Annotated in this window: 24 protein-coding genes; 15 read left to right on the top strand and 9 right to left on the bottom strand. The window is 59.8% G+C overall.

The genetic code is table 11. The features are described from left to right. Positions 1–27 precede the first annotated feature (27 nt). Positions 28–312: a pyrimidine/purine nucleoside phosphorylase gene (locus tag K5E37_RS23685; RefSeq protein WP_007940055.1), complete on the top strand. Its 285-nt coding sequence runs from the start codon at positions 28–30 to the stop codon at positions 310–312. Between the two features lie 71 nt (positions 313–383). On the opposite strand, the gene K5E37_RS23680 is transcribed toward K5E37_RS23685, so the two are convergent. Further along, on the bottom strand, positions 384–1190 hold the full coding sequence (locus tag K5E37_RS23680; protein ID WP_221535314.1) for an MOSC domain-containing protein: 807 nt from the start codon (positions 1188–1190) through the stop codon (positions 384–386). Between the two features lie 90 nt (positions 1191–1280). Next, a complete protein-coding gene (locus K5E37_RS23675; RefSeq protein WP_003226705.1) occupies positions 1281–2216 on the bottom strand; it encodes a chemotaxis protein CheV in 936 nt (311 codons plus the stop codon). Between the two features lie 452 nt (positions 2217–2668). On the opposite strand from K5E37_RS23675, the gene K5E37_RS23670 reads away from it, so the two are divergent. From K5E37_RS23670 to K5E37_RS23660, 3 genes are all read left to right on the top strand, one after another. After that, positions 2669–3139 (top strand): hypothetical protein, encoded by a 471-nt coding sequence (locus K5E37_RS23670; RefSeq protein ID WP_221535313.1) that lies wholly within the window; start codon positions 2669–2671, stop codon positions 3137–3139. Positions 3140–3622: 483 nt separating this feature from the next. Next, a complete protein-coding gene (locus K5E37_RS23665) occupies positions 3623–4516 on the top strand; it encodes a sensor histidine kinase (RefSeq protein ID WP_007955752.1) in 894 nt (297 codons plus the stop codon). Further along, positions 4513–5172, top strand: a complete 660-nt coding sequence (locus K5E37_RS23660) for a response regulator transcription factor (protein WP_007955750.1) — start codon at positions 4513–4515, stop codon at positions 5170–5172. The genes K5E37_RS23665 and K5E37_RS23660 overlap by 4 nt, the downstream gene beginning before the upstream one ends. Here K5E37_RS23660 and yegS read toward each other — a convergent pair. Continuing rightward, positions 5156–6073, bottom strand: coding sequence for a lipid kinase YegS (gene yegS / locus K5E37_RS23655; protein WP_085607115.1), 918 nt, complete (start codon positions 6071–6073; stop codon positions 5156–5158). The two genes, K5E37_RS23660 and yegS, sit on opposite strands and share 17 nt — an antisense overlap. Before the next feature lie 314 nt (positions 6074–6387). Here yegS and K5E37_RS23650 point away from each other — a divergent pair, with 314 nt between their 5' ends. Further along, entirely contained in the window at positions 6388–6696 is a 309-nt protein-coding gene (locus tag K5E37_RS23650) for a hypothetical protein (protein ID WP_170929389.1), read from the top strand. Positions 6697–6753: 57 nt separating this feature from the next. On the opposite strand, the gene glp is transcribed toward K5E37_RS23650, so the two are convergent. Both glp and moaB read right to left on the bottom strand, forming a co-directional pair. Continuing rightward, positions 6754–7980: a gephyrin-like molybdotransferase Glp gene (glp, locus tag K5E37_RS23645; protein WP_221535312.1), complete on the bottom strand. Its 1227-nt coding sequence runs from the start codon at positions 7978–7980 to the stop codon at positions 6754–6756. Next, complete coding sequence (moaB, locus tag K5E37_RS23640; protein WP_007955742.1) at positions 7964–8503, bottom strand: molybdenum cofactor biosynthesis protein B; 540 nt, start codon at positions 8501–8503, stop codon at positions 7964–7966. Before moaB ends, glp begins: the two co-directional genes overlap by 17 nt. 81 nt (positions 8504–8584) lie before the next feature. Between moaB and mobA the strand changes: the two genes are divergently transcribed. Together mobA and K5E37_RS23630 are read left to right on the top strand one after the other, a co-directional pair. Then, on the top strand, positions 8585–9187 hold the full coding sequence (mobA, locus tag K5E37_RS23635) for a molybdenum cofactor guanylyltransferase MobA (protein WP_085607119.1): 603 nt from the start codon (positions 8585–8587) through the stop codon (positions 9185–9187). 78 nt (positions 9188–9265) lie between these two features. After that, entirely contained in the window at positions 9266–9487 is a 222-nt protein-coding gene (locus tag K5E37_RS23630; protein WP_007955739.1) for a YgdI/YgdR family lipoprotein, read from the top strand. Positions 9488–9570: 83 nt separating this feature from the next. On the opposite strand, the gene K5E37_RS23625 is transcribed toward K5E37_RS23630, so the two are convergent. The 3 genes from K5E37_RS23625 to K5E37_RS23615 form a co-directional block, all read right to left on the bottom strand. After that, complete coding sequence (locus K5E37_RS23625) at positions 9571–10464, bottom strand: pseudouridine synthase (RefSeq protein ID WP_085607121.1); 894 nt, start codon at positions 10462–10464, stop codon at positions 9571–9573. Between the two features lie 69 nt (positions 10465–10533). Continuing rightward, positions 10534–10851 carry a hypothetical protein gene (locus K5E37_RS23620; RefSeq protein ID WP_007955735.1) on the bottom strand — a complete coding sequence of 106 codons (318 nt, stop codon included), beginning with the start codon at positions 10849–10851 and terminating at the stop codon, positions 10534–10536. 165 nt (positions 10852–11016) lie between these two features. Continuing rightward, entirely contained in the window at positions 11017–11253 is a 237-nt protein-coding gene (locus K5E37_RS23615) for a glutaredoxin family protein (RefSeq protein WP_007955734.1), read from the bottom strand. A 190-nt stretch (positions 11254–11443) separates the two neighbouring features. Between K5E37_RS23615 and K5E37_RS23610 the strand changes: the two genes are divergently transcribed. After that, entirely contained in the window at positions 11444–13156 is a 1713-nt protein-coding gene (locus K5E37_RS23610; RefSeq protein WP_221535311.1) for a monovalent cation:proton antiporter-2 (CPA2) family protein, read from the top strand. On the opposite strand, the gene K5E37_RS23605 is transcribed toward K5E37_RS23610, so the two are convergent. Continuing rightward, positions 13153–14361, bottom strand: a complete 1209-nt coding sequence (locus K5E37_RS23605; protein ID WP_221535310.1) for an ammonium transporter — start codon at positions 14359–14361, stop codon at positions 13153–13155. The two genes, K5E37_RS23610 and K5E37_RS23605, sit on opposite strands and share 4 nt — an antisense overlap. A 318-nt stretch (positions 14362–14679) precedes the next feature. On the opposite strand from K5E37_RS23605, the gene K5E37_RS23600 reads away from it, so the two are divergent. The 7 genes from K5E37_RS23600 (at position 14680) to K5E37_RS23570 (ending at position 23028) form a co-directional block, all read left to right on the top strand. Further along, positions 14680–14994 carry a YqjD family protein gene (locus K5E37_RS23600; RefSeq protein WP_221535309.1) on the top strand — a complete coding sequence of 105 codons (315 nt, stop codon included), beginning with the start codon at positions 14680–14682 and terminating at the stop codon, positions 14992–14994. Positions 14995–14996: 2 nt separating this feature from the next. Next, entirely contained in the window at positions 14997–15383 is a 387-nt protein-coding gene (locus tag K5E37_RS23595) for a phage holin family protein (protein WP_007955728.1), read from the top strand. Continuing rightward, entirely contained in the window at positions 15380–15718 is a 339-nt protein-coding gene (locus tag K5E37_RS23590; RefSeq protein ID WP_064598290.1) for a hypothetical protein, read from the top strand. The genes K5E37_RS23595 and K5E37_RS23590 overlap by 4 nt, the downstream gene beginning before the upstream one ends. Positions 15719–15841: 123 nt before the next feature. Next, the gene (locus K5E37_RS23585; RefSeq protein WP_085607125.1) at positions 15842–17005 is read left to right on the top strand and encodes an EAL domain-containing protein; all 1164 of its coding nucleotides are present in this window, start codon (positions 15842–15844) and stop codon (positions 17003–17005) included. Positions 17006–17073: 68 nt separating this feature from the next. Further along, entirely contained in the window at positions 17074–18402 is a 1329-nt protein-coding gene (locus K5E37_RS23580) for a deoxyguanosinetriphosphate triphosphohydrolase (protein ID WP_085607127.1), read from the top strand. Positions 18403–18748: 346 nt separating this feature from the next. Beyond that, positions 18749–19375: a response regulator transcription factor gene (locus tag K5E37_RS23575; protein ID WP_007955724.1), complete on the top strand. Its 627-nt coding sequence runs from the start codon at positions 18749–18751 to the stop codon at positions 19373–19375. Between the two features lie 8 nt (positions 19376–19383). Continuing rightward, positions 19384–23028 carry a transporter substrate-binding domain-containing protein gene (locus K5E37_RS23570; RefSeq protein ID WP_221535308.1) on the top strand — a complete coding sequence of 1215 codons (3645 nt, stop codon included), beginning with the start codon at positions 19384–19386 and terminating at the stop codon, positions 23026–23028. The last annotated feature ends 39 nt before the right edge of the window (positions 23029–23067 follow it).

The raw sequence follows: 23067 nt of genomic DNA, 5'->3' as shown, positions 1-23067 counted from the left end.
TTAAGCCCTTTTCGAGAGGAATCGCCCATGTTTAAAGTCAACGAGTACTTCGACGGCACCGTCAAGTCGATCGCTTTTGGCACCGCTGAAGGCCCTGCGACCATCGGCGTCATGGCCCCGGGCGAATACGAATTCGGCACCAGCCAGCGTGAAATCATGCACGTGGTCTCGGGCGCCCTGACCGTCAAACTGCCGGACAGCAGCGACTGGGAAACTTTCGCCGCGGGCAGCCAGTTCAACGTGCCAGCCAACAGCAAGTTCCAGCTGAAAGTGGCCGTCGACACCGCTTACCTGTGCGAATATCGCGGCTAAAACCCCGGTTTCCGGCGGTCATAAAAAATGCCCGTGTCCAAGGACACGGGCATTTTTCGTTTCAGGGCGGGTTATTCGAGAATTTCCACTGGCATGCCAACTTCGAGCCGGCCGTTGCCGTCATTGACCAGGTTCTGGCCAAACATCGCGCCATCGGCCTGGGCGCGAGTCTTCTGCAAGGTCGCCAGGGGTTCACGGTCAGCGCTGCGCTCACCGGTTTGCGGATCAATCGTGGTTAGAATGCACCGAGAGCAAGACTTGACCACGCGGAACTCGACATCGCCGATACGAATCCGTTTCCAGCCATCCTCGGCGTAAGCATCACTGCCTTCGATCACCAGATTCGGCCGGAACCGCAGCATTTCCAGCGGACGCCCGACTTCCTGCGACAGGTGTTGCAGCGAGGCCTCACCAATCAGCAGCAGCGGGAAACCATCGGCGAACGCCACTTGGTCGTCATCGTTGCCGTACCCGGCCTGGGTTGTCCGGGCACGATCCAGCGGCACTTGCACCAGTCGGGTCGGCTTACCGATGAAATCGCTAACCCAGCGGGCCGCCTCTTCACCGGCATCCGGTACGCGCAAGGTATCGCGCCAGATGGTTACGCCGCGCAGGTCGTCGTCATTGCCGGGCAAGGCGACATCGATTGCCGAATGCCCCGGCGCGCTGAGCGTCAGGCCGCCGCTGGCATTCCAAAGTGCCGACAACTGACTCATTTTCGCTTCGGCACGCTGGGTCAGGAACCGCCCGCTGGCCTCGTCCACCAGCATCCAGCGTCGATCGCCCTCAAGCCCCAGTTTGTCCAGGGCGATCCCTTGCAGGACCTCGCCCTTGGCGGATTTCAACGGGTAACGATAAAGCGCGCTCAGACGCAGCATGGCCAGCTCCCTGGTGGGTCAAAAACGCCACCCTATACGAGCTTTGTCAGCGAATCAAAGGCTGGCGCAGGGTCAGCCTCGACAGCTTGATCAGGCCGGCACTTCGTCGAGCATCAGACGCTGTCGCACCACATCGACCAGTTTGTCCGGCTGGAACTTGGAGAGGAAGTTGTCGCACCCGACCTTCTTCACCATCGAGTCGTTGAAACTGCCGGACAGCGAGGTGTGCAGCACCACATACAGACCACGCAGGCGCGGGTCGTTGCGGATTTCGGTGGTCAGGCGATAGCCGTCCATTTCCGGCATTTCCGCGTCGGTGAACACCATCAGCAGTTTGTCAGTCATGTTCACCCCGGTGTCCGCCCAGGCCTTGAGCATGTTCAGGGCTTTCAGGCCGTCGCTGGCGATATGCATCTTCACGCCCAACTGGCCGAGGGTGTCGCGCAATTGCGAGAGCGCCACGTTGGAGTCGTCCACCAGCAACACTTCACGGCCACGGGCGCGCTCCAGCACCGGATCGTCCAGTTTGTCGCGGGAGACCTTGGCGTTGTATGGCACGATTTCGGCGAGGACTTTCTCGACGTCGATGATTTCCACCAGTTGATCGTCGACCTTGCTGATGGCCGTCAGGTAATGCTGGCGACCGGCGCTGGTCGGCGGCGGCAGGATGGCTTCCCAGTTCATGTTGACAATGCGGTCCACGCCGCCGACGAGGAACGCCTGCACCGAACGATTGTATTCAGTGACGATGATCGTGCTGTTCGGGCCCGGCACCAGCGGGCGCATGCCGATCGCCTGGGACAGGTCGATCACCGGCAGCGTCTGGCCGCGCAGATTGACCACACCGCAGACAAACGGGTGACGCTGGGGCATCAGGGTCAGTTTCGGCAACTGCAGGACTTCCTGAACCTTGAACACGTTGATCGCGAACAATTGGCGCCCGGCCAGTCGAAACATGAGAATTTCCAGGCGATTCTCACCCACCAGTTGCGTGCGTTGGTCTACCGTGTCGAGAATGCCGGCCATCAATGACTCCTGGGCTTGTTCTGATGAATTCACTATTGGGGGTTATCGGCTGAATCTGGCGGATCTTGATCCCGTCACAAATCACCAACAAAATGCCATGAGCAGGCATTGATGTCACATTAACATCATGCTTTACTGGCCCGGTGAAATCATCTGCTACATTCTCTTCGGCGCGACCTCGTTTTGCGCGACAGGTTCCCGTGCCTAAGGGAATCCCCTAGTAACAATCAGGCCCAACCTGATATTCGCGATATCCAATAGCCATTAATGTGACGCCATTCTCATTGCATGAACGGAGTCAGGCTATTGTGTGCGATCGCAGTTCAGTGGAAACACATCCTCTTGAAACCTCAGGTCTGTGCCAATGCACGCCGGGGCGCGGTCTCGCGACGGTTCATGATCGTCGACACACACGGCATTCCCTCATCAGACATGACGTGGTGGAGATAAGCATGCCGAACGACCGTAGTGACTGGGCGCAGCGGTTCCCCGAATTCCTTGTCGAGGCTGAAACGCTCCTGGCCAAGTCTGAAGAATGCCTCAGCCACTTGCAGCTGATCAGCAATGACAAGGACGCCATCGACTGCATGCTCAGCACCCTCCTCAAGCTGGCGAACAAGGCTGACGCCCTGGCGCTGGGGGCAGTGTCCGAATTCTCCCTGCACCTGCATGGCCTGCTCACTCAGGTACAGGATCACGTGGATTTGCATGCGCAGGCCCTGGAAGCACTGAAAGACTGCTTCACCCTGATGGCCTGGCAACTGGAACTGGTTGACCCAAGCACCGGCCAATTGGGCCTCGATGAAAGCGAGCAGGTGTCGCTGATTGAAGCCTTTGCCTGCCAGGTCGGACAGACTCACTTTCAAATGCCGCTCAATGGCAAGCCGATGTCCCTCGTCTCCTGGTCGGAGCGCCAAGCGTAACCGGGCACACAGTGGGCTGTTCGGGCCCGTCAGTTTTCGCCCTCGAATGTCGCAATTGAATAGTTCATGCCTGCCTGCGACACCTTCCAATAAATAATTACGAGCGATGAATGCGGACTATCCTCTGCGGATGTCAGGGTTTTCCTGTGTAAATGAAAACTTGCGGTTGCATCGATAATTATCGAGTCAGGTACTTTAACTTTTCCATTATGGAACCCCCGTCCAACATGGCCTGTTTCCTGACTCTTTGGACATATAGGGCAAACGCGACCAACGGTATGTTAAGTGGTATTATGCCGCCCGTTAGTTGTTTCAGTTAATGGCATTGTGACTTCAATGAGCGGCCTCTACCGAAGTTGGCGCTCAATTATCGATCACTGAACCGTTTTGAAATCAACAACCTGAATGACAGTTTTCCAGACAGAGACCGCCAGCCCTTCTGACCGGTCTGCCCGCAGCGAACATCCATTGGCTCCATCCGCTATGTACGCCAGCCTCAAGTCAATCACCACATGGCCTCCCTCCCGAGAAAATGCCCGCAGGTTCACACTCCTGCTGTGCACGGCTTCGGCCTTGGGCAGTCTGTTGAGCTATGGCGTCTCTGCGCCGTTGTCGCTCGGCCTGCTGCTGATCAACGTGGCGGCTGCCGGTTGCGTCTGGACACAACATCGTCTGTCGCGCAAATCCATCAAGTTCCAGCCACAGGAACTGGCCGACCGTTTGCTGGAAGTCCAGGAAAACGAGCGCCATCGCCTGAGCCGTGAACTGCATGACGATATCGGCCAACTGCTGACCGCCGCCAAGCTGCAAAGCGAATGGCTCAAGCGTCGCTTGCCCGCGGACATGCAGGAACACTGTTCAGTACTTTGCGAGACCCTCGAAGAAACCCTCAACAAGGTTCGCGACGTTTCGGCCATTCTCAACCCGCGGCAACTGACCAGCCTTGGCCTGGAAGCAAGCCTGCGTGCGCACCTGCTCAAGGTGTTGACCAACACTTCGGTGCACTGGAGTCTGGACTGCCAGCAGCGCCTGAATGGAATTCCCGAAGAAATGGCCGTCGCCGCCTTTCGTATCACTCAGGAAGCGGTGACCAACATCCTTCGCCATGCGCAGGCCAAAAACCTGTTGATCCGCGTGCAACGCCTGCCACAGGGCCTGACCCTGCTGATCAGCGATGATGGCCTGGGCTTTTCCCCGGCGGCGAATCCGGGTCGTGAAGGACAGCGGGGCATGGCCGGGATGGCCGAACGCATCGAGCAACTGGGCGGCACACTGAGCGTGACCAGCGAGCCGGGCAAAGGTACTCAAATCGAAGCACTATTCCCCTGGGCGCCCCGTGCACTCGAGCGGGCCAGTACGAATAAGGTTATGCGTTGACTTGTAACTTACTTCTGGTGGATGACCACTCGCTGATCAGGGCCGGCGTGCGCGCCCTGGTGCTGGATATTCCCGGTTATGCGGTTATCGGCGAGGCCAATGACGGCTCGCAGTTGCTCGAGATGGTCGAGCTGCTGTCTCCCGATATCGTATTGCTGGACATTTCCATGAAAGAAACCGGCGGTCTGGAAGCCCTGCAGCGGCTCAGACGCGTACGCCCGCACGCCAAAGTGCTGATTCTGTCGATGCACACCGACCCCGCGCTCATCATGCAGGCGCTGGAGTCCGGTGCGCACGGTTACCTGCTCAAGGACACCACGGCCACCGAGCTCGAACATGCACTGGAAGCGCTGCGCAACAACGAACGCTATCTCAGCCCTGCCATCGCCCACACCGTGATCAATCAGGCGCTGACCCGTAACCTCAAGCAGCAGCCGGAAGTCGCCGAGTCGCACAACCTCACGGCACGCCAGTTGGAAATCCTGCGCTTGATCGTGCGCGGCAAGTCCACGCGGGAAATCGCCAATGGCCTGGGCTTGAGCATCAAGACGGTCGAAACCCACCGGTCGCAGATCATGAAACGCCTGCAGATCTACGATGTGGCGGGCCTGGTGCTGTTCGCCGTGCGGGAACAGATCATCAGTCTGGACGACTGAGCCGAGGTGATGCACTCAACAGCGGCGAGTCCTTGGGCAAATGCACACGCAAAGCTCCGGGACGCGCCGCAAACCGCAGACTGTCGCCCTCCAGTGGCTCACCGTCGAGATTGATGCAAAGCCCTTCGGCGACCTTGATTTCAACCCACGGCAAACGCGTGCGCACGAACATGTTGTCGATGCCGAACCCGTCGCTGAGCAGATTTTTCAGCGTGCCAACCAGCTCCTGCGGGGCTGGCAGAATGCTGATATCCAGAAGACCGTCGTCCACCAGCGCTTCCGGGCACAACACATGCCCGCCACCCGCCTGACGTCCATTGCCGATCCCCAGCGCCAGCAGCTCGCCCTGCCAGTGAAAATCCGGCCCCTGCAATTCGCCGTAAGCGGCATGCAGCTCACTGAACCGCGATAAACCGGTGAACAGATAGGCCGCGCCGCCCAGCACTTTTTTCAAATCTTCCGACGTGTTGGCCGTCACCTGGCTGCCGAATCCGCCGGTGGCCATGTTCAGGAAAATCTGCCCGCCGACCTCGCCCAGATCAATGTCATGGGCGGGGGCCTCAAGCAATTCGAGTGCTTCGGCCGGCTCCAGGGGAATAGCCGCCGCGCGGGAAAAATCGTTGGCGGTTCCCAGCGGCAACAGCACCAGACTGGCCTTGCCCGGCTGCGCCGCCAGTGCTTCGGCGATGTCACGCAGGGTGCCATCTCCGCCACCGGCAATGATCTGACGGTATCCCGCCGCCAGCGCTTCCTCCACCAGTCGCTGGGCATCCCCGGCCTCCCAGGTCAGGCGCACCGCCAGTTCCCAGCCCTGCTGACGCTTGTTCTCGACAGCGGCACGAACCGCCTCGTTGAGTGCCTGCTTGCCATGCAGAATCAACAATGCCTTGCGTTCACTCATTGCGGTTACTCCCGGAATTGAATCAGTACGGGACATCTTGACCCTCAAGACCGGCAAAAAAGTCGCACGCCTTCTGATTAATTCCTGCTGCCCGTCTGGTCCGTCCTACATATCGGTAATTTTTCGTACAGAACGTAAGGAATCGGCTCAATTGACCCAGCCCGGTCGTTGGTACAACGTGTGTCGGCGTTAGCGATCTTCAATTCAATTACACAAGGATGTGCATGTAATGAGTGGATACAGTTTCAGGACTTTCGATACTTTGCATTCCGGCATTTGTCAACTGCCCCCAATGGCCGCAGGCGGGCGTTTCCATGCAAAGCCATGAAGCAAGATTATCCGTGAGTCCGGTTGCCTCTCTCTCCGAAAGTCGCGCCAGTCTTAAAGACGAATTCAAATGCAGCGCTAGAAACACTGGAGAAACCGATATGGAACCGCGTGTCACCGAGCTGGAAACCCACCTCAAGTACATTCGACGCGATATGGACGAAGTCAGAGGGGACGTCAAAGCCATCAAGCATCGCCTTGCCTACTCGGCAGGGGCGACAGCGATGGTGCTCGGGCTGTTGGGCTGGATTGCCAACAGCCGGTTCGATCAGCTCGTCTCATTGCTCAGCCGTTGACCCGCTGAAAAGGCAGGCATCGTTTTGCGACTATGCCTGCCTTTCAAATGCCTGCAATCAACCGAGCAGCTCGCTGAGCGGAATGAATGGCACCTGATCACCCTTGACCAGGACTCGCCCCTCCTGCACTTCCACCAGCCCCTCGGCCCAGGCAGCGCTGCGCAGAACGCCCGAACTCTGGTTACGGTAGATAATAGCTTGCCCCTGCTCCAGGCGTCCGCGCAGAAACTCACGGCGGTTACCGGCCTGAGGCCAGACAAATCCTGCGGGCACCGAAAACTTCAGCGGCTCGACATCCTGCACGCCCTGGCGACGCAACAGATATGGCCGGGTCAGCAAGGCAAAGGTCACCAGTGTCGAGGCAGGATTCCCCGGCAATCCAATCACCGGGACACCACGGAAATGCCCGACCGTCAGCGGCTTGCCGGGTTTGATTGCGAGCTTCCAGAGTGTCAGCTCGCCTTCTTCCCTCAATGCGATGCCGAGGAAATCCGCTTCCCCGACCGAGACACCACCGGTTGAAAGAATCAGGTCTACATCCTGAAGCTCCCCAAGTCGCGCACGGGTGGTGGGCAGGTCATCAGGCAGAATACCGGCATCCACCACTTCACATCCCAGGCGCTGCAACCAGCTGCACAACAACACCCGGTTGCTGTTGTAGATCTGTCCTGGTCCCAATGCTATCCCCGGTTCGACCAGCTCATCCCCCGTGGACAACACCGCCACACGAACCCGGCGAACCACCTCGAGCCCTGCGCAACCCAGCGATGCGGCCAACCCCTGTTCGATCGGACCGAGCCGGGTTCCAGCGGCAAGGACCAACTCACCGACTGTCGTTTCCTGGCCTTGCGGGCGAATGTTCTGCCCGGCCACCATCGCCTCGATGAAGCTCACGCGCTCATCGGCATGAATCTCGGCGTTTTCCTGCATCTCGACACAATCAGCACCGGCAGGTACCGGCGCACCGGTAAAGATCCGTGCGCAGGTGCCTGACTTCAAGGGTTCCGGTGCCTGCCCGGCGAAGATTTTCTGACTGACCGGCAACGGTTCGCCGGTCCAGTCGGCCAGATTCAAGGCATAACCGTCCATGGCGCTGTTCGGCCATGGTGGCAGATCCAGCGTCGAAATCAGATCCTGCGCCAGCACCCGCCCTTGAACCTGAGCCAGTGGCAAAAACTCGCACTCGAAAATCCGCGAGCTCTCGGCCATTTCCAGCAATCGCGCCAATGCATCTTCGACGGGCATCAGGCTACCGGTCTTGCCCGGCTTACCCACGGGATTCACAAGGCGCCGCCTGTTTCAAATGAGTGACGAAATTGCACGGGCGGTGGCGTGAGTCCAGTTGCTCGGCGAGGATGCCATCCCAACCGGTGCGCACTGCGTTGGTCGAGCCTGGCAGGCAGCAGACCAGCGTGCCATTGGCCAGTCCCGCCAAGGCCCGGGATTGCACGGTGGAGGTGCCGATGTCGGCCACCGAGATCTGGCGGAACAGCTCACCAAAACCATCGACCTGCTTGTCCAGCAGGCAAGCGACCGCTTCCGGGGTGCTGTCGCGGCCGGTAAAACCGGTACCGCCAGTAATCAGCACGACTTGCACGACGTCTTCGGCAATCCAGTGGGCGACTTGCGCACGGATCTTGTAAAGGTCATCTTTGAGCAGCACTCGCTGCGCCAGATGGTGGCCCGCGGCCGTCAGCCGGTCGACGAAGACCTGGCCGGAGGTATCGGTTTCCAGGGTTCGGGTGTCGCTGACCGTCAGCACCGCGATATTGAGCGGCACGAAAGGTACATCAGCCTTGGCTTTCATAGGCTCGTCCAGTTGTAGGAGAAACAGCCCGGTGTTATATCACAGCGCCCCCTTTTTTCGCCGCCCCTGCGGAGAGCTGCCATGACTTCGAACACGCCATTACCACCCTGCTCTATTCTGTTGCTGGCCGGTGGGCGCGGCCAGCGGATGGGCGGCCAGGACAAGGGACTGGTGGAATGGCACGGTGAACCGCTGATCGCACATCTGCATCGCAAGGTTCGGCCGTTGACGGATGACCTGATCATCTCCTGCAACCGCAATCGTGAACGCTACGCGCCGTTCGCCGACCAGTTGGTGAGCGATGACGAGGAGGACTTTCCCGGACCGTTGGCTGGCATTCGTGCCGGCTTGAAAGCCGCGCGCCACACCCACCTGCTGGTTCTGCCCTGCGATGTTCCGCGCATCGATCCTGCATTGCTGCACAGCATGCGTGAGGCGGCCAGCCTGAATTCTGAAAAACCTTTAATGTTGCGACATGACGATCACTGGGAACCGCTGCTTTGCGTGATCCCGGTGGCACTCCTGCCGGCATTCGAAAACGCCTGGAACGCTGGAGAACGCAGCCCCGGCCGAGTGATGCGCAATCTTGATGCCCAGGCCCTGGTTTGCCCTGACAACGATCCACGCCTGGCCAATCTCAACACCCCTGAACTGTTGAGTTCGCACAACACTGTGTCAGACTGACAGCATTCAAGGAACTTGCACGCCTTGTATACGTCTCAAGCTCAGTAACCAAAAGAATTTCCCTTCGGAGACACACTCATGACTCAACGGACCCTCGCCACTTTCATGCTCGCACTGGGCCTCGCCACCCTCGCCGGTTGCGCTTCGCCAACAGTGATCACCTTGAATGACGGTCGCGAAATCCAGGCTGTCGACGCCCCTAAGTATGATGAAGATTCGGGCTTCTACGAGTTCGAACAGCTGGACGGCAAGCACACCCGCATCAACAAGGATCAGATCCGCACTGTCAAAGAGCTGTAAGTCTTCAGTTCGACAGCGGATACAGAAAAGCCCGCATATTGCGGGCTTTTTCGTGTCTGGCAAAAAAGGGTTGATACCCGGGATCACCAGTCCAGCGTGATCCGGCTTTCAAACTCCCGCACCTGCCCCGTGACCGGATCGATGAATCGCAACCCCTGCGCCAGCAGTTTGAGCGGATTGGCATAGTCATCTTCAACGTCTTTGAGCACTTCGGGGTAAAACGGATCATTGCAGATGCTCGCCCCCAGCGCCGTCATGTGCACCCGTAGCTGATGCTTCTTGCCGGTTACCGGATACAGGCCGTAGCGCCAGAGCTCGCCGTTCTTTTCACGAACCTCCACCGCCGTTTCGGTGTTACTCACACCCGGCCCTTCCTGCATGCGGAAAAACGGTTCACCGTCGATCATGCGGCTCTTGTGCACCAACGGGAAGTCCAACTCGGGCAGCGCGGCCGCAATGGCTTCATAGCGTTTTTCGATCTGCCGAGTCGGGAACAGTGACTGATACACCGACCGCGTCTGTGGATTGGCAGAGAAAATCACCAGCCCGGCCGTATGCCGGTCAATCCGGTGCAGCGGCACGAGATGGGGATTGTCCAGGCGCCGGATCAATCGGCGAAGCAGGGTCTGATCGACGTACTCGCCGGCCGGGGTCACCGGAAGGAAATGCGGCTTGTCTGCCACCACCAGATGCTCGTCCGCATACAGGATCGACTCGACCACCGGGATCGGCTTTTCATCCGGCACTTCACGAAAATAGTGAATGCGCAGCCCTTCCTTGTAGGGCAAGTCCAGCGCAATCGGCTGCCCCTGACCATCCAGCACCCGGCCCCGGGCGATTCGATCCAGCCATTGATCGCGCCCGATGGCACTGAAATGCTCACACAGGCAGTCGAGCACTGTCCGCCAGCTACCGGGGGGCAGATACAGCGTGCTGGCCTGATTCTGTGCGGCGGAAAACGTTGACGTGCTGGACATACGGAAAACTCTAACCTTCAAAGCAGAGAGGCATTATCCAACACCGGACGCGGCAGACCTAGCGCGGAATCAGGCGGGGATCGATTTGAGCGCCGCCGCCTCGGTGAATTCCTTGAGCCAGCGCAACACATCCACGGCGTCCCAACGGCCCGGATCGTACAAGGCGTACAAAAGCCCCTGATATCCGACCACATCCAGTTGCTTGTGATAGCCGGCACGCTGGAACAAGGCCTCGATCTCGGCAAAGCAGGTGTTGAAATGCAGCTTGTTGAAGGGAGTCTTGCCTTCCGTGACCAGACCGTCCAGGCGCAATTCGTGGACGGCCTCGCGCACCACGTCAACCGACATCCCGTTCACGCTGCTTTTCAACTGTTCGACATTGACCACGGTGGCTCCCTCTGACATCCGGCTTGCCCTGACGAATGCCCGGAAACGGCATGGCAGGCCAACCCAATTACTGTATGCGCATACAGTAACCGAATAACCCGAAAAGTGCCAAGCCGTGATTGAGCGAAGGTGACGAGCGCCACCAACGCGAAAGAGAAAGGGCCGTTAACGCAGGAATGCCACCACCTGATCGGCGCTGAACGGCCACCCCAGTTCCGCGCCGGTATCGACCCTTCGTAAGACCGGGATCCGCAGGCTGTAGGCCTCGAACCACGATTCATCGTCAGCAATATCCACCAGTTCCACCAGCAGACCATGCTCGACAAAAGGCATCAGCTCGGCCTCCGCGACTTCACACAAATGGCACCCCAGGGTGCCGAACAACTGGCATTCAGGAAGCATGTGCGCTCAACCCCAAAAATCGAGTGATCATTCTAGGCCTGCCCGCAAAGCCCGTCGACCCACCCACCGGGTTCGATCCCGCGCCTCGTAAAACCCTGATGTAAATCAGCCCACAAAATCGCCATTTACGCGATGCTCCGGTGTTTTTTACCTCTACGCTTGAAGAGCCTGACCTGTTCTGGAGTGCCTCGTGTTTGCCAATCTGCTGATCATTCTGGCGTCGTCCCTGGTGATGATTGCCCTGTTCCGTCGCCTGCGCCTGCCGCCTGTGCTGGGCTACCTGTGCGTGGGCTTGATGGTCGGGCCGAAGGCATTCGACTGGATCAATGAAAGCGAACATCTGCCGGATCTTGCCGAACTGGGCGTGGTGTTTCTGCTGTTTTCCCTGGGGCTGGAGTTTTCCCTGTCGAAAATGATTGCCCTGCGCCAGGTGGTTTTCCGTCTGGGCAGCCAGCAAGTACTGATCACCACATTCCTGCTGGGAGGCGTGCTGATGCTGTTGGGCATGCCCACTACACCGGCCTTGCTGATGGGCGCCGGCCTGTCGCTGTCATCCACGGCGATTGTGACCAAGGAGCTGGGCAGTCTCGGCGAAATCTTCAGCAGCCATGGCCAGAACGCGGTGGGCGTCCTGTTGTTCCAGGACGTGGTGGCCGTGTTGCTGCTGACGTTGGTACCGGTGTTCGCCGGCAGCAGTGATCAGGCCTGGTACTGGGCGTTGCCCCTGACCTTGTTGAAGACCGTATTGCTGTTTTTCGGTTTGTTGCTGGCCAGCCGCTGGCTGCTGCCCCGCCTGTTTCAGGAAGTCGCGGCATCCCGTTCCGCAGAGTTGTTCGTGCTGCTGGCGCTGGTGATCGTGTTGCTGACAGCCTGGCTGACCCACCTGCTGGGTCTTTCTCCGGCCCTCGGCGCGTTCCTCGCGGGCATGCTGCTGGGCGAGAGCCATTACCGGCATCAGATAGAGGCCGATATCCGGCCGTTTCGCGACATTCTGCTGGGACTGTTTTTCGTCAGCATCGGAATGTTGATCGACCTGCAACTGTTCGCCAGCCACAGCCTGCTGATTATCGGCATGACCCTGGGTTTGCTGGTGATCAAAGGCCTGGTGGTGGCGCTATTGGTGAAATGGCGCGGCAGCGACAGTGAAACGGCCTGGCGCAGCGGCCTCGCGCTCGCCCAGGGCGGTGAATTCTGCTTCGCCCTGATGGCGCAGATGCAGCAGAGCCGGCTGCTCCCCGCCGAGCTCGGTGCCCTGCTGCTCGCCGCCACCTTCTGCTCGATGCTGCTGACGCCCCTGCTGTTACGCGCCGCACCGCGCATCGCCGCCGCCCTGCACCGCAAGCCCAATCAGGAAGCGCAGATCGAGGAAATCAGCGCCCTCAATGCCGGGTTCGACGGGCATGTGGTGATCTGTGGCTACGGCCGTGTCGGTCAGTCGATCGGGCGCTTCATGCGCAATGCCGGGCAATCCTACGTCGCGCTGGACAACGATCCGGTACGGATTCAGGAAGCCGCTACCGCCGAACGCGACGTCCACTACGGCGATTCAACCCGCGGCGATCTGTTGATCGCTGTCGGTTTGCTGCGCGCCAGACTGCTGGTGATTGCCGTGGATCAAGCCGACGTGGCCTTGCGGGTTCTCAAGGAGGCCAGACGCCTCAACCCGACAGTGCCGATCCTGGTGCGCACCCGGGACGACAGCCAGTCGGCCGAGCTGAAAGCAGCCGGCGCCAGCGAAGTGGTGCCGGAACTGCTGGAGTCGAGCCTGATGCTCGGCTCCCATGCCCTGATCCTGCTGGGGTTTCCTGCGCACCGGGTGCAGGAGAAAGTCGATCAGGTGCGCATCGATCGTTATCGCCTGCTTCACGGCTTTTACCCCGGAGCCGACGATGAGGAGACCTAGTCCTGGCTCACCGCGCCGATCTTGTGCAGCGACAGGTCAGCGCCGTAGTACTCCTGTTCCTGGCTCAGGCGCAGACCATGCAGCGCCTTGATCGAACCGTAGACGGCGAAACCGCCGATCAGCGCCACCGTCACACCGAGGGCGCTGCCGATCAACTGGCTGATCAGGCTGACGCCACCGAGCCCGCCCAACGCGGTCGAGCCGAAGATCCCGCAGGCGATGCCGCCCCACACGCCACACAGACCGTGCAACGGCCACACACCCAGCACGTCATCGATGCGCCATTTGACCTGCGCCGCCGTGAAGCACCAGACAAACAGGGCGCCGGCAATCGCGCCGGTCACCAGCGCGCCGACCGGATGCATCAGGTCGGAACCGGCACACACCGCCACCAGCCCGGCAAGCGGGCCGTTGTGCAGAAAGCCCGGGTCGTTGCGCCCGACGATCAACGCCGCCACCGTGCCGCCGACCATCGCCATCAGCGAGTTGACCGCCACCAGTCCGCTGACCCCTTGCAGGGTCTGCGCGCTCATCACGTTGAAGCCAAACCAGCCGACGATCAGGATCCACGAACCCAACGCCAGAAAAGGAATGCTCGACGGCGCGAACGCCACCAGCCTGCCATCGCGATAGCGCCCGTTGCGCGGCCCGAGCAGCAACACCGCCGCCAGCGCCAGCCAGCCGCCCATGGCATGCACTACCACCGAACCGGCAAAATCATGGAAAGGGGCACCGAACTGCGCGGTCAGCCAGGCTTGCAGACCGTAGTTGCCGTTCCAGATCATGCCTTCGAAAAACGGGTAGATGAACGCCACGATCAGCGCCGTGGCGCACAGTTGCGGCACAAACCGCGCGCGCTCGGCGATGCCGCCAGAGATGATCGCCGGAATCGCCGCCGCAAAGGTCAGCAGGAAGAAAAACTTCACCAGCCCATAACCATGATCGGCACTGAGCACCGCCGCTGGTTGCAGGAAGGTCACCCCGTACGAAAGCCAGTAGCCTATAAAGAAATAGGCCAGGGTCGACACCGCGAAGTCGCTGAGAATCTTCGACAGCGCGTTGACCTGGTTTTTCTGGCGAACCGTTCCGACCTCCAGAAACGCGAAACCGGCGTGCATGGCCAGTACCATGACCGCACCGATCAGAATGAACAACGTGTTGGAACTGTGAACCAGCGTGTCCACAGCGCTTTGCAGATTTTCCATGAGGAGGCAGACCCAAGGCTGAAAAAGGCACCAAAGCGGTTCATGCGCACATTTCATGCACCAAGTTGCGACTGAGCGGTCACTGATCCGGTGGTCCGGTGAACCGCTTTGGCGCACAAGGTCGATGGGCTGACATGAACCCTCATCATCCGGGCCTTGCTTTGCCCGGTTTCGCGCCCGGCAACAGCGCACTGCCACCGATCGACGCACCACGACACAGCAAAAGTTGTACCAGCCATTTGCACTGAACCTTCACACTTGGCTCATACTCGAACGCTTCAGAACACCGCTTCAGAACGCCACTTACGGAGATCCCCCATGGCCAGCATCAAGGCAAAGACTGCTCAAGAAATCCTGATGAACGACTTCCAGACTCTGGTCAGCGACACTGAACGCTTGCTGGAACACACCGCCACGCTGGCCGGTGATCAGGCTGACGATCTGCGCGAACAGATCCACGAAAGCCTGCTGCGCGCACGGGAAACCTTGAAGCTGACCGAAGACACCCTGCGCGAGCGCGGTCAGGCTGCGGTCACCGCCACCGAAGAATATGTGTCGGCCAATCCGTGGCAATCGGTGGGCATCGCCGCTGGCGTCGGCTTCCTGATCGGCCTGCTGGCCACGCGGCGCTGATCATGTCGATCGGTGAATCCGGCCCGGACTCGGGCACCGCCTCCTCCACACGCCGTCTGGGTGCTGCCGTTCTCGGTTTGCTGCACAGCCACGTCGAACTGTTCGGCATCGAACTGCAGGAACAGAAAGCACGCACCGTCAGTCTGTTGCTGTTCGCCGGCCTGGCGCTGGTGTTTGCGCTGCTGCTGCTGGTCGGCCTGTCGACCCTCGTACTGATCGTGTTCTGGGACACCTATCGCCTGGCCGCAATCATTGGGCTGTGCGTGTTCTACACCCTGGCGGCAATCTTTTGCGCGCTGCGTCTCAAGGCCGCGATCTTCGATGAATCCTCGCCCTTCCACGGCACGCTGGAAGAACTGGCCAATGACCGGGAGCGCCTGCTGCCATGAGCCTGCCTGAACTTCCGCACAACAGCTCTCGCCGTGAAATGCGCAAGGCACTGATCCGTCTGCGCATGGAAATGCATCGTCAGGAAATCCGCCACGAAACCGGCCAGGTCCTGCAACCTCTGCAGCGCATGCGTGGCATGACGCAAAACCTGCAGGGCGGGTTCGGCATCAAGCACGCGCCGTTGTGGGGCGTGGCGGCCGTGACGCTGCTGGGTTTCATCACGGGAAAAGGGGCCAAGAGCGGAGGTGTCGGCGGCTTGACCCGACTGATCCGCCTGGGCACCAGCCTCGCTCCGCTGATCAAACTGGTCATGCAGAGTTCGAGCAAGCGCTGATCCCTCGCATCTGGCTGCATTCTTGCAATACCGGCGGGATTGAATCTCTTATCCGGAGGTTCAATCCCGCTTGCCTATCCGGCCGGCAGAATTCGACCAGAACAAGAACGACAAGGAGGCCCCGTGATCGACGGGCAACCGCTCGCCTGCTTTCAACCTTTCATCGATACCGCCACCGGACGCATTGCAGGGGTCGAGGCACTGGGTCGTCTGCGCCAGGCCGATGGCCAACTGGCGTCGGTCGGACCGCTGTTCGCCGACCCGCGCACCCCGGCCATCGCGCTGCGCCGAATGGACCGGCAGATTCGCGACAACGCGCTAAGTCGACTGCACGAGGCACCGCCGGACTGGTTTCTCAGCCTGAACATGTCACCGCGCTGGATCAGTCGATTGCGTGCCGACCAGGCGCTGCCGAGCCTGAAACAGCTCGCCCGGCATGGCATCGACCCGCAAAGGATAGTTTTCGAAATCACCGAGCTTGGCGGTAACAGCCAGCGCCTGAGCGAAGTCGTAGCGCGCTATCGCGATGCCGGCGCACGGATCGCCATCGACGATTTCGGCGCTGGTTATTCCCAGCTCGATCGCGTGCTGGCGCTGCAACCGGACATTCTCAAACTCGACATGCGCCTGTTCCAGGCCGCCGCACTTGGCGGACCGAGCAGTGACGTGGTCAAGGCCCTCGCGCAAATGGCCGAAAAGACTGGCTGCTGGATCATTGCCGAAGGCGTGGAAACCGCGGCGCAACTGAATTTCGCGCTGGAGTGCGGATCGCGTTACGTGCAGGGTTTTCTGTTCGCCCGCGCGCAGGAGGCGCTTTTTGGTACGGATGACTTCGTTGAACGCTTCGCCGAGCTGCGCCAGTCCTATGTGCGCCAGAAGCTGGCCGAACGCAGCAAACTGATGTTCATGCGCCAGCAGCTCAGCGAACTCATGACCATCCTGCAAACCTGGGCCCAGGCCCGCGCCCCGCTCAGTGCCCTGCCGCAGCTCGACGCCTTTCCCTGGCTGCTGCGCTTTTATCAGTGCGACCGTCACGGCACTCAGCTGACACCGAACCTGGAATGGCGACAAAGCGGCTGGGTGGCCGACAACCGCTACCTGGGCCACAACTGGTCATGGCGCCCGTACTTCTATCACCTGCTGGCCGAAGGCTGGGAAGAACGACGCCTGACCCTTTCCAACACCTATCGCGACGCCACCAGCAACCAGTATTGCCTGACCGCCGGACAGTTTTTCGATAACGGCGAGCGCCTGCTGCTGATCGACATCGATGCGGCGGGCTTGTAGTTGCGCTTGCAGATGCCAGCCTGAACCGGGAAGCTAGGGAATCAGTCACCAGACGGAGAGAATCAGCCTTGGATTGGCATACCCTGCTCAACCGCGAACGTCTCGGCAAACCATTGCACAGCCCGCAGGAACTTGGCCGCAGCCCGTTCCATAAAGACCATGACCGCATCATCTTCTCCGGCGCCTTCCGCCGCCTGGGGCGCAAGACCCAGGTGCATCCGGTGTCGAGCAACGACCACATTCACACGCGCCTGACCCACTCGCTGGAAGTCAGTTGCGTCGGCCGTTCGCTGGGGATGCGCGTGGGCGAAACCCTGCGCCGCGCCTTGCCCGAATGGTGCGAGCCGAGCGATCTGGGCATGGTGGTGCAGTCGGCCTGCCTGGCGCACGACATCGGCAACCCGCCATTCGGCCACTCCGGCGAAGATGCGATCCGTCACTGGTTCCAGCAGGCTGCCGGACGCGGCTGGCTGGATGCGATGAGTGATGCGGAACGCGGTGACTTCCTGAACTTCGAAGGCAATGCGCAGGGCTTCCGGGTACTCACGCAACTGGAGTATCACCAGTTCGACGGCGGCACCCGGCTGACCTACGCCACCCTCGGCACTTACCTGAAGTACCCGTGGACCGCGCGTCACGCCGACTCCCTCGGTTACAAAAAGCACAAGTTCGGTTGTTACCAGAGCGAACTGCCGTTGCTCGAACAGATCGCCCACAAGCTGGGTCTGCCGCAGCTGGAAGAGCAACGCTGGGCGCGCCATCCGCTGGTGTATCTGATGGAGGCGGCGGACGACATCTGCTACGCCTTGATCGATCTGGAAGATGGCCTGGAAATGGAGCTGCTGGATTACGCCGAAGTCGAGTCGCTGCTGCTCGGTCTGGTCGGCGATGACCTGCCGGAAACCTATCGCCAGCTCGGCCCGCAGGATTCGCGCCGGCGCAAACTGGCAATCCTGCGCGGCAAGGCCATCGAGCACCTGACCAACGCTGCGGCCCGCGCCTTCGTCGAACAACAGGATGCGCTGCTGGCCGGTACGCTGCCGGGGGATCTGGTGGAGCATATGCACGGTCCCGCCAAACGCTGCGTCCTAAACGCCAAGGACATCGCCCGCAAGAAAATCTTCCAGGACAAGCGCAAGACCCTGCACGAAATCGGCGCCTACACGACCCTGGAGATTTTGCTCAACGCCTTCTGCGGTGCGGCCCTGGAACAGCACAACGGCCGCACGCCGTCGTTCAAGAGCCGCCGGATTCTCGATCTGCTGGGCAACAATGCGCCGGATCCGCACGGCCCCTTGCACGCGTCGTTCCTGCGCATGATCGACTTCATCGCCGGCATGACCGACAGCTACGCCAGCGACATGGCGCTGGAAATGACCGGACGTTCCAGTCATTGACGCCTGCCGCCCGACCGATCTGCAATGGATCGGTCGGGTCTGGTGCAGTAGCGGCGAAAAGACAAGTCTTCCTTTTTTATAGTTTCAAGAAGACAGAAACAAACAACGAATAATAGCTTCAACCTTGACCGCACAAACTTTTCCTGCGCATCTGCCAAATTAATCAAGTACAACGCTTGAACATCTCACGCCTCTACCTACGTCAAACCTAGTTAACACGTAGTCTGATTCCTCTTTATTTGTAGGACTTCTCCTTGATTGCCGCTGACGCCCTGTCAGTTCATGCGTGCGTTCATTCATCTGAGCTAAGGTTCGCCCTTTATTTGCGCTCGTATGGGATTTGATTATGAACTCCGTTTTTATTGTCGACGATCACCCGGTCATCCGCCTCGCCGTTCGAATGCTGCTGGAGCATGAAGGTTATAAAGTCGTCGGAGAAACCGATAATGGTGTCGATGCCATGCAGATGGTTCGCGAATGCATGCCCGACCTGATCATCCTCGACATCAGCATTCCCAAGCTCGACGGCCTGGAGGTCCTGGCCCGCTTCAACTCCATGAGTTCGCCGTTCAAGACGTTGGTGCTGACCGCACAATGCCCGACCCTGTTCGGCATCCGCTGCATGCAGTCAGGTGCGTCGGGGTATGTGTGTAAACAGGAAGACCTGAGTGAACTGGTCAGTGCAATCAAAGCTGTGCTGTCCGGTTACAACTACTTTCCCAGCCAGGCTTTGAATCCTGTTCGTCACGATGATGTGCGCTATGTAGAACTTGAACTTTTCAAATCCGTCAATGACCGGGAACTGATGGTCCTGCAACTGTTTGCCCAAGGGCGCACCAACAAGGAAATTGCCAAAGGCATGTTTCTCAGCAATAAAACCGTCAGCACTTATAAAAAACGCCTGATGCAAAAACTGAAAGCCAAGTCCCTTGTAGAACTTATCGAAATGGCCAAACGTAACGCACTCGTGTGAGAGCCAACATGCCCCGTCGCTTAAAGAATTTTCTGATTGCATTGAGTGCATGCCTGAGTCTCAGCGCGCCTGTCACAGTTGCATCGCCCACTTTTCAGGACTTTGCCCTGCTCGCGCGCTCGACCGATCGATCGCTACCGGTCTTGTTCGAGCCATCACAAGCGGCGTGGCTGCACACTCGCAAAGAGTTGATTCTGGGAGCCTCAGCTCCCGACTATCCGCCCTTCGACATGACCACCAGCGGTCACGACTTCGAGGGTTTCACGGCGGATTACGCCGGACTGATTGGCCAGGCGACCGGCCTGCCGGTCAAGGTCAGGCGCTTCGCTTCGCGAGAAGCTGCGATCCGGGCATTGATCGACGGCAGCATCGACATCCTGGGTACGTCCAACGGTTTCGAAGCGGAGAACCCTGACATCGTGTTGTCACGACCCTATGCAGTCGACCAGCCGGTGCTGGTGACCCGCGAAGGCGAAACCCGCTCGCTGACCGAAGGCCTGGCCGGTCTGCGGCTGAGCATGCTCTATCACTACCTGCCGCTGGATGAGGTCAAGGCGATGTATCCCAAAGCCCTCATCACGTCCTATCCGTCCTACCAGAACGCAATCAACGCGGTCGCATTCGATCAGGCGGACGTGTTTCTCGGCGACACCATCTCCACCCATTACATGATCAGCAAGGGTTACCTGAACAACATCCGCATGGCCAATTTCGGCAAGCACGAGGCCCACGGTTTCAGCTTCGCCGTGCATCGCAACAACGCGCAACTGACCGGCATCATCGACACCGTGCTCAAGGCTGTCCCGGGCAGCGAGCGCGAAAACATCGCCAAACGCTGGAGCGTCGGCAGCGACACACTGCTCACCGACCAGAAGCTGCAACTGACCCGACGCGAAGAACAATGGCTGAAAAAGCATCCGGTGGTGAGTGTGGTCGTCAACGAGGCCTTCGCTCCGCTGACGTTCTTCGACAGTGAAGGCAACTTTCGCGGCATCAGTGCCGACCTGCTCGAACTCATTCGCCTGCGCACCGGTCTGCGTTTCGAGATACGCCGCAGCCGCAGCGATGCCGAGATGATCAAGCAGATTGAAAATCACCAGGCCGACCTGATTGCCGCCCTGCTGCCCACCACCCAACGCGAAGAAACCCTGACCTTCAGCCGTCCCTACCTGGAAAACTCCTACGTGCTGTTGACCCGAAAAGCGGCCGACAGCCCGACACACCTGGGCCAGCTCAAACGCAAGCGGCTGGCGATTGCCCAAGGCAATCCGATGATCGAATATCTGCGCACCGAATTTCCGCGTATTCAGCTGATCGAAACGCCGGACACCTTCAGCGCCGTGGCACTGCTCGACGAAGGTCAGGTCGAGGGCGCCGTGAACTCGCTGGTCATCGCCAACTACTTCATTACTTCCCGCATCTTTGAACAGCCACTGCAGATCACCACCACCATCGGCACACGTCAGGCGGCTTTCTCGCTGGCAACCGCCCGGGACAACACGGAGCTGGGCTCGATCATCGACAAGACGCTGATGAGCATCACCCCCGAAGAACTGGGCATCATCAACGGGCGCTGGCGGGGATACTCGAGCGTTTCACAAGGCACCTGGCGCCAATACCAGCGTTTTTTCTATCAAGTGATCGGCGGCGCCTGCCTGCTGTTGCTGCTGTCGCTGTTGTGGAATGCCTACATGCGCCGCCAGATCAGACAACGCAAGGCGGCCGAACGGGCCTTGAATGACCAGCTGGAATTCATGGGCTCACTGGTCAACGGCACCCCCCACCCCATCTACGTGCGTGACCGCCAGGGCGTCCTGCAAAGTTGCAATGACAGCTATCTCCAGGCGTTCAATGCCCGGCGCGAAGACGTCATTGGCAAAAGCGTGATGCAGGGTGCATTGAACAATGCTTTCGAGGCCCTGACGTATCAGGCCGACTATCAGCGGGTAGTGGCCGAGGGTAAACCGCTGGTGCTCGACCGGCCCTTGCAGATCGGCAACCGGCACCTGACGATCTATCACTGGATCCTGCCGTACCGGGACTCCAGCGGTGAAGTCCAGGGAATCATCGGCGGCTGGATCGACATCAGTGAGCGCCGCGAACTGCTCGACGAACTTCGCGCAGCCAAGGAACGGGCAGACGATGCCAACCGGGCCAAGAGTACGTTTCTGGCGACCATGAGCCACGAGATCCGCACCCCGATGAACGCCGTGATCGGCATGCTCGAGTTGACGCTCAAGCGCATGGATCAGGCTCATCCGGATCGCTCGGGCATCGAAACGGCCTACCACTCCGCCAAGGACTTGCTGGGCCTTATCGGCGACATCCTGGACATTGCGCGCATCGAATCCGGGCGGCTGAGCCTGAACCCCGAACGAATCAACCTGATCGATACCGTCGGCTCGGTGGTCAGAATCTTCGAAGGTCTCGCCCGGCAAAAACAGCTCTCACTGACCGTGTCCGTCTCTCCCCCTGAACTGAATGTCGATGTACACCTCGACCCGCTGCGCTTCAAGCAGGTGCTGTCGAACCTGATCAGCAATGCCATCAAGTTCACCGAAGCAGGACACATCAGAATCACGCTGGACGTTCTACCCACGGACGACCCCGAACGCTCGGTGATGCAATTGACCGTACAGGACAGCGGCATCGGGATCACGACGCAGGATCAGTCGCGCCTGTTCGAACCCTTCGCCCAGGCCGGCAACGGCGGGCAGCGAACCGTCGGTGGTGCGGGACTGGGGCTGGTCATCAGCCGCAACCTGTGCGAGATGATGGGTGGAAAACTGCGGTTGAGCAGCCTCCCCGGAATCGGCACTCAGGTCACTGTTTCTCTGCCGGTGGCGATCCTGCCTGCGCAAGTGGCGAGAGCTGAAGAGGAACCACAGATTCAGGCCCCCCTCATTCCGTTGACGGTTCTGGTGGTCGATGACCACCCGGCCAACCGGCTGCTGATGTGCCAACAGCTTGAATACCTCGGCCATCGTTTCTGTATCGCCGAAGATGGTTTGCGCGGGCTGGAACAATGGAAAAATGGCGAATTCGATCTGGTCATCGCCGATTGCAACATGCCCGTCATGAACGGTTACGAGCTGACCCGGGCGATTCGTCAGCACGAAAAAATCACCCGTCGTCCGGCCTGCACGGTGCTGGGGTTCACCGCCAATGCCCAGCCGGAGGAGATCCTGCGCTGCAAACAGGCCGGCATGAACGAGTGTCTGTTCAAACCCCTGAGCCTGAACAGCCTGAGCCAATGGGTCGGCAGTATTCAGCCGCTGTTCCGTGCGCCGGTGTTCAATCTGCAAGGGCTCACGCTGCTGACCGGTGGCAACCCGTCCCAGACTCACCGCTTGCTGGCAGAACTGCTCAACAGCAGTCGTCTTGACCGGCAGGAATTGCAGGCCCTGTCCCTCACCCGGGATCCTCCCGCGCTGGCCGTCATCGCCCACAAGATCAAGGGCGCCGCGCGCATTGCCCAAGCCTCGCGCCTGATCGACAGCTGCGATGCGCTTGAGCTGGCGTGCCTGCAAGCACAGCCGGGGGATGAGATCGAGCGTCGCTGCCAGGCCAGCCGTCTCGCCATCCTGGAACTGGAGCAGGCACTGGAACAGCAACTGAACCGGATCAGCGAGAGCAAAGTGACCGGGGCTTAACTATGCTTGGACGCTGAGCAGTGTGCTTACCTAAACGGA

The organism is Pseudomonas sp. RIT778, from assembly GCF_019718735.1.
Lineage (GTDB): Bacteria > Pseudomonadota > Gammaproteobacteria > Pseudomonadales > Pseudomonadaceae > Aquipseudomonas > Aquipseudomonas aphyarum.
This window is presented reverse-complemented; position numbering and strand designations above follow the sequence as displayed.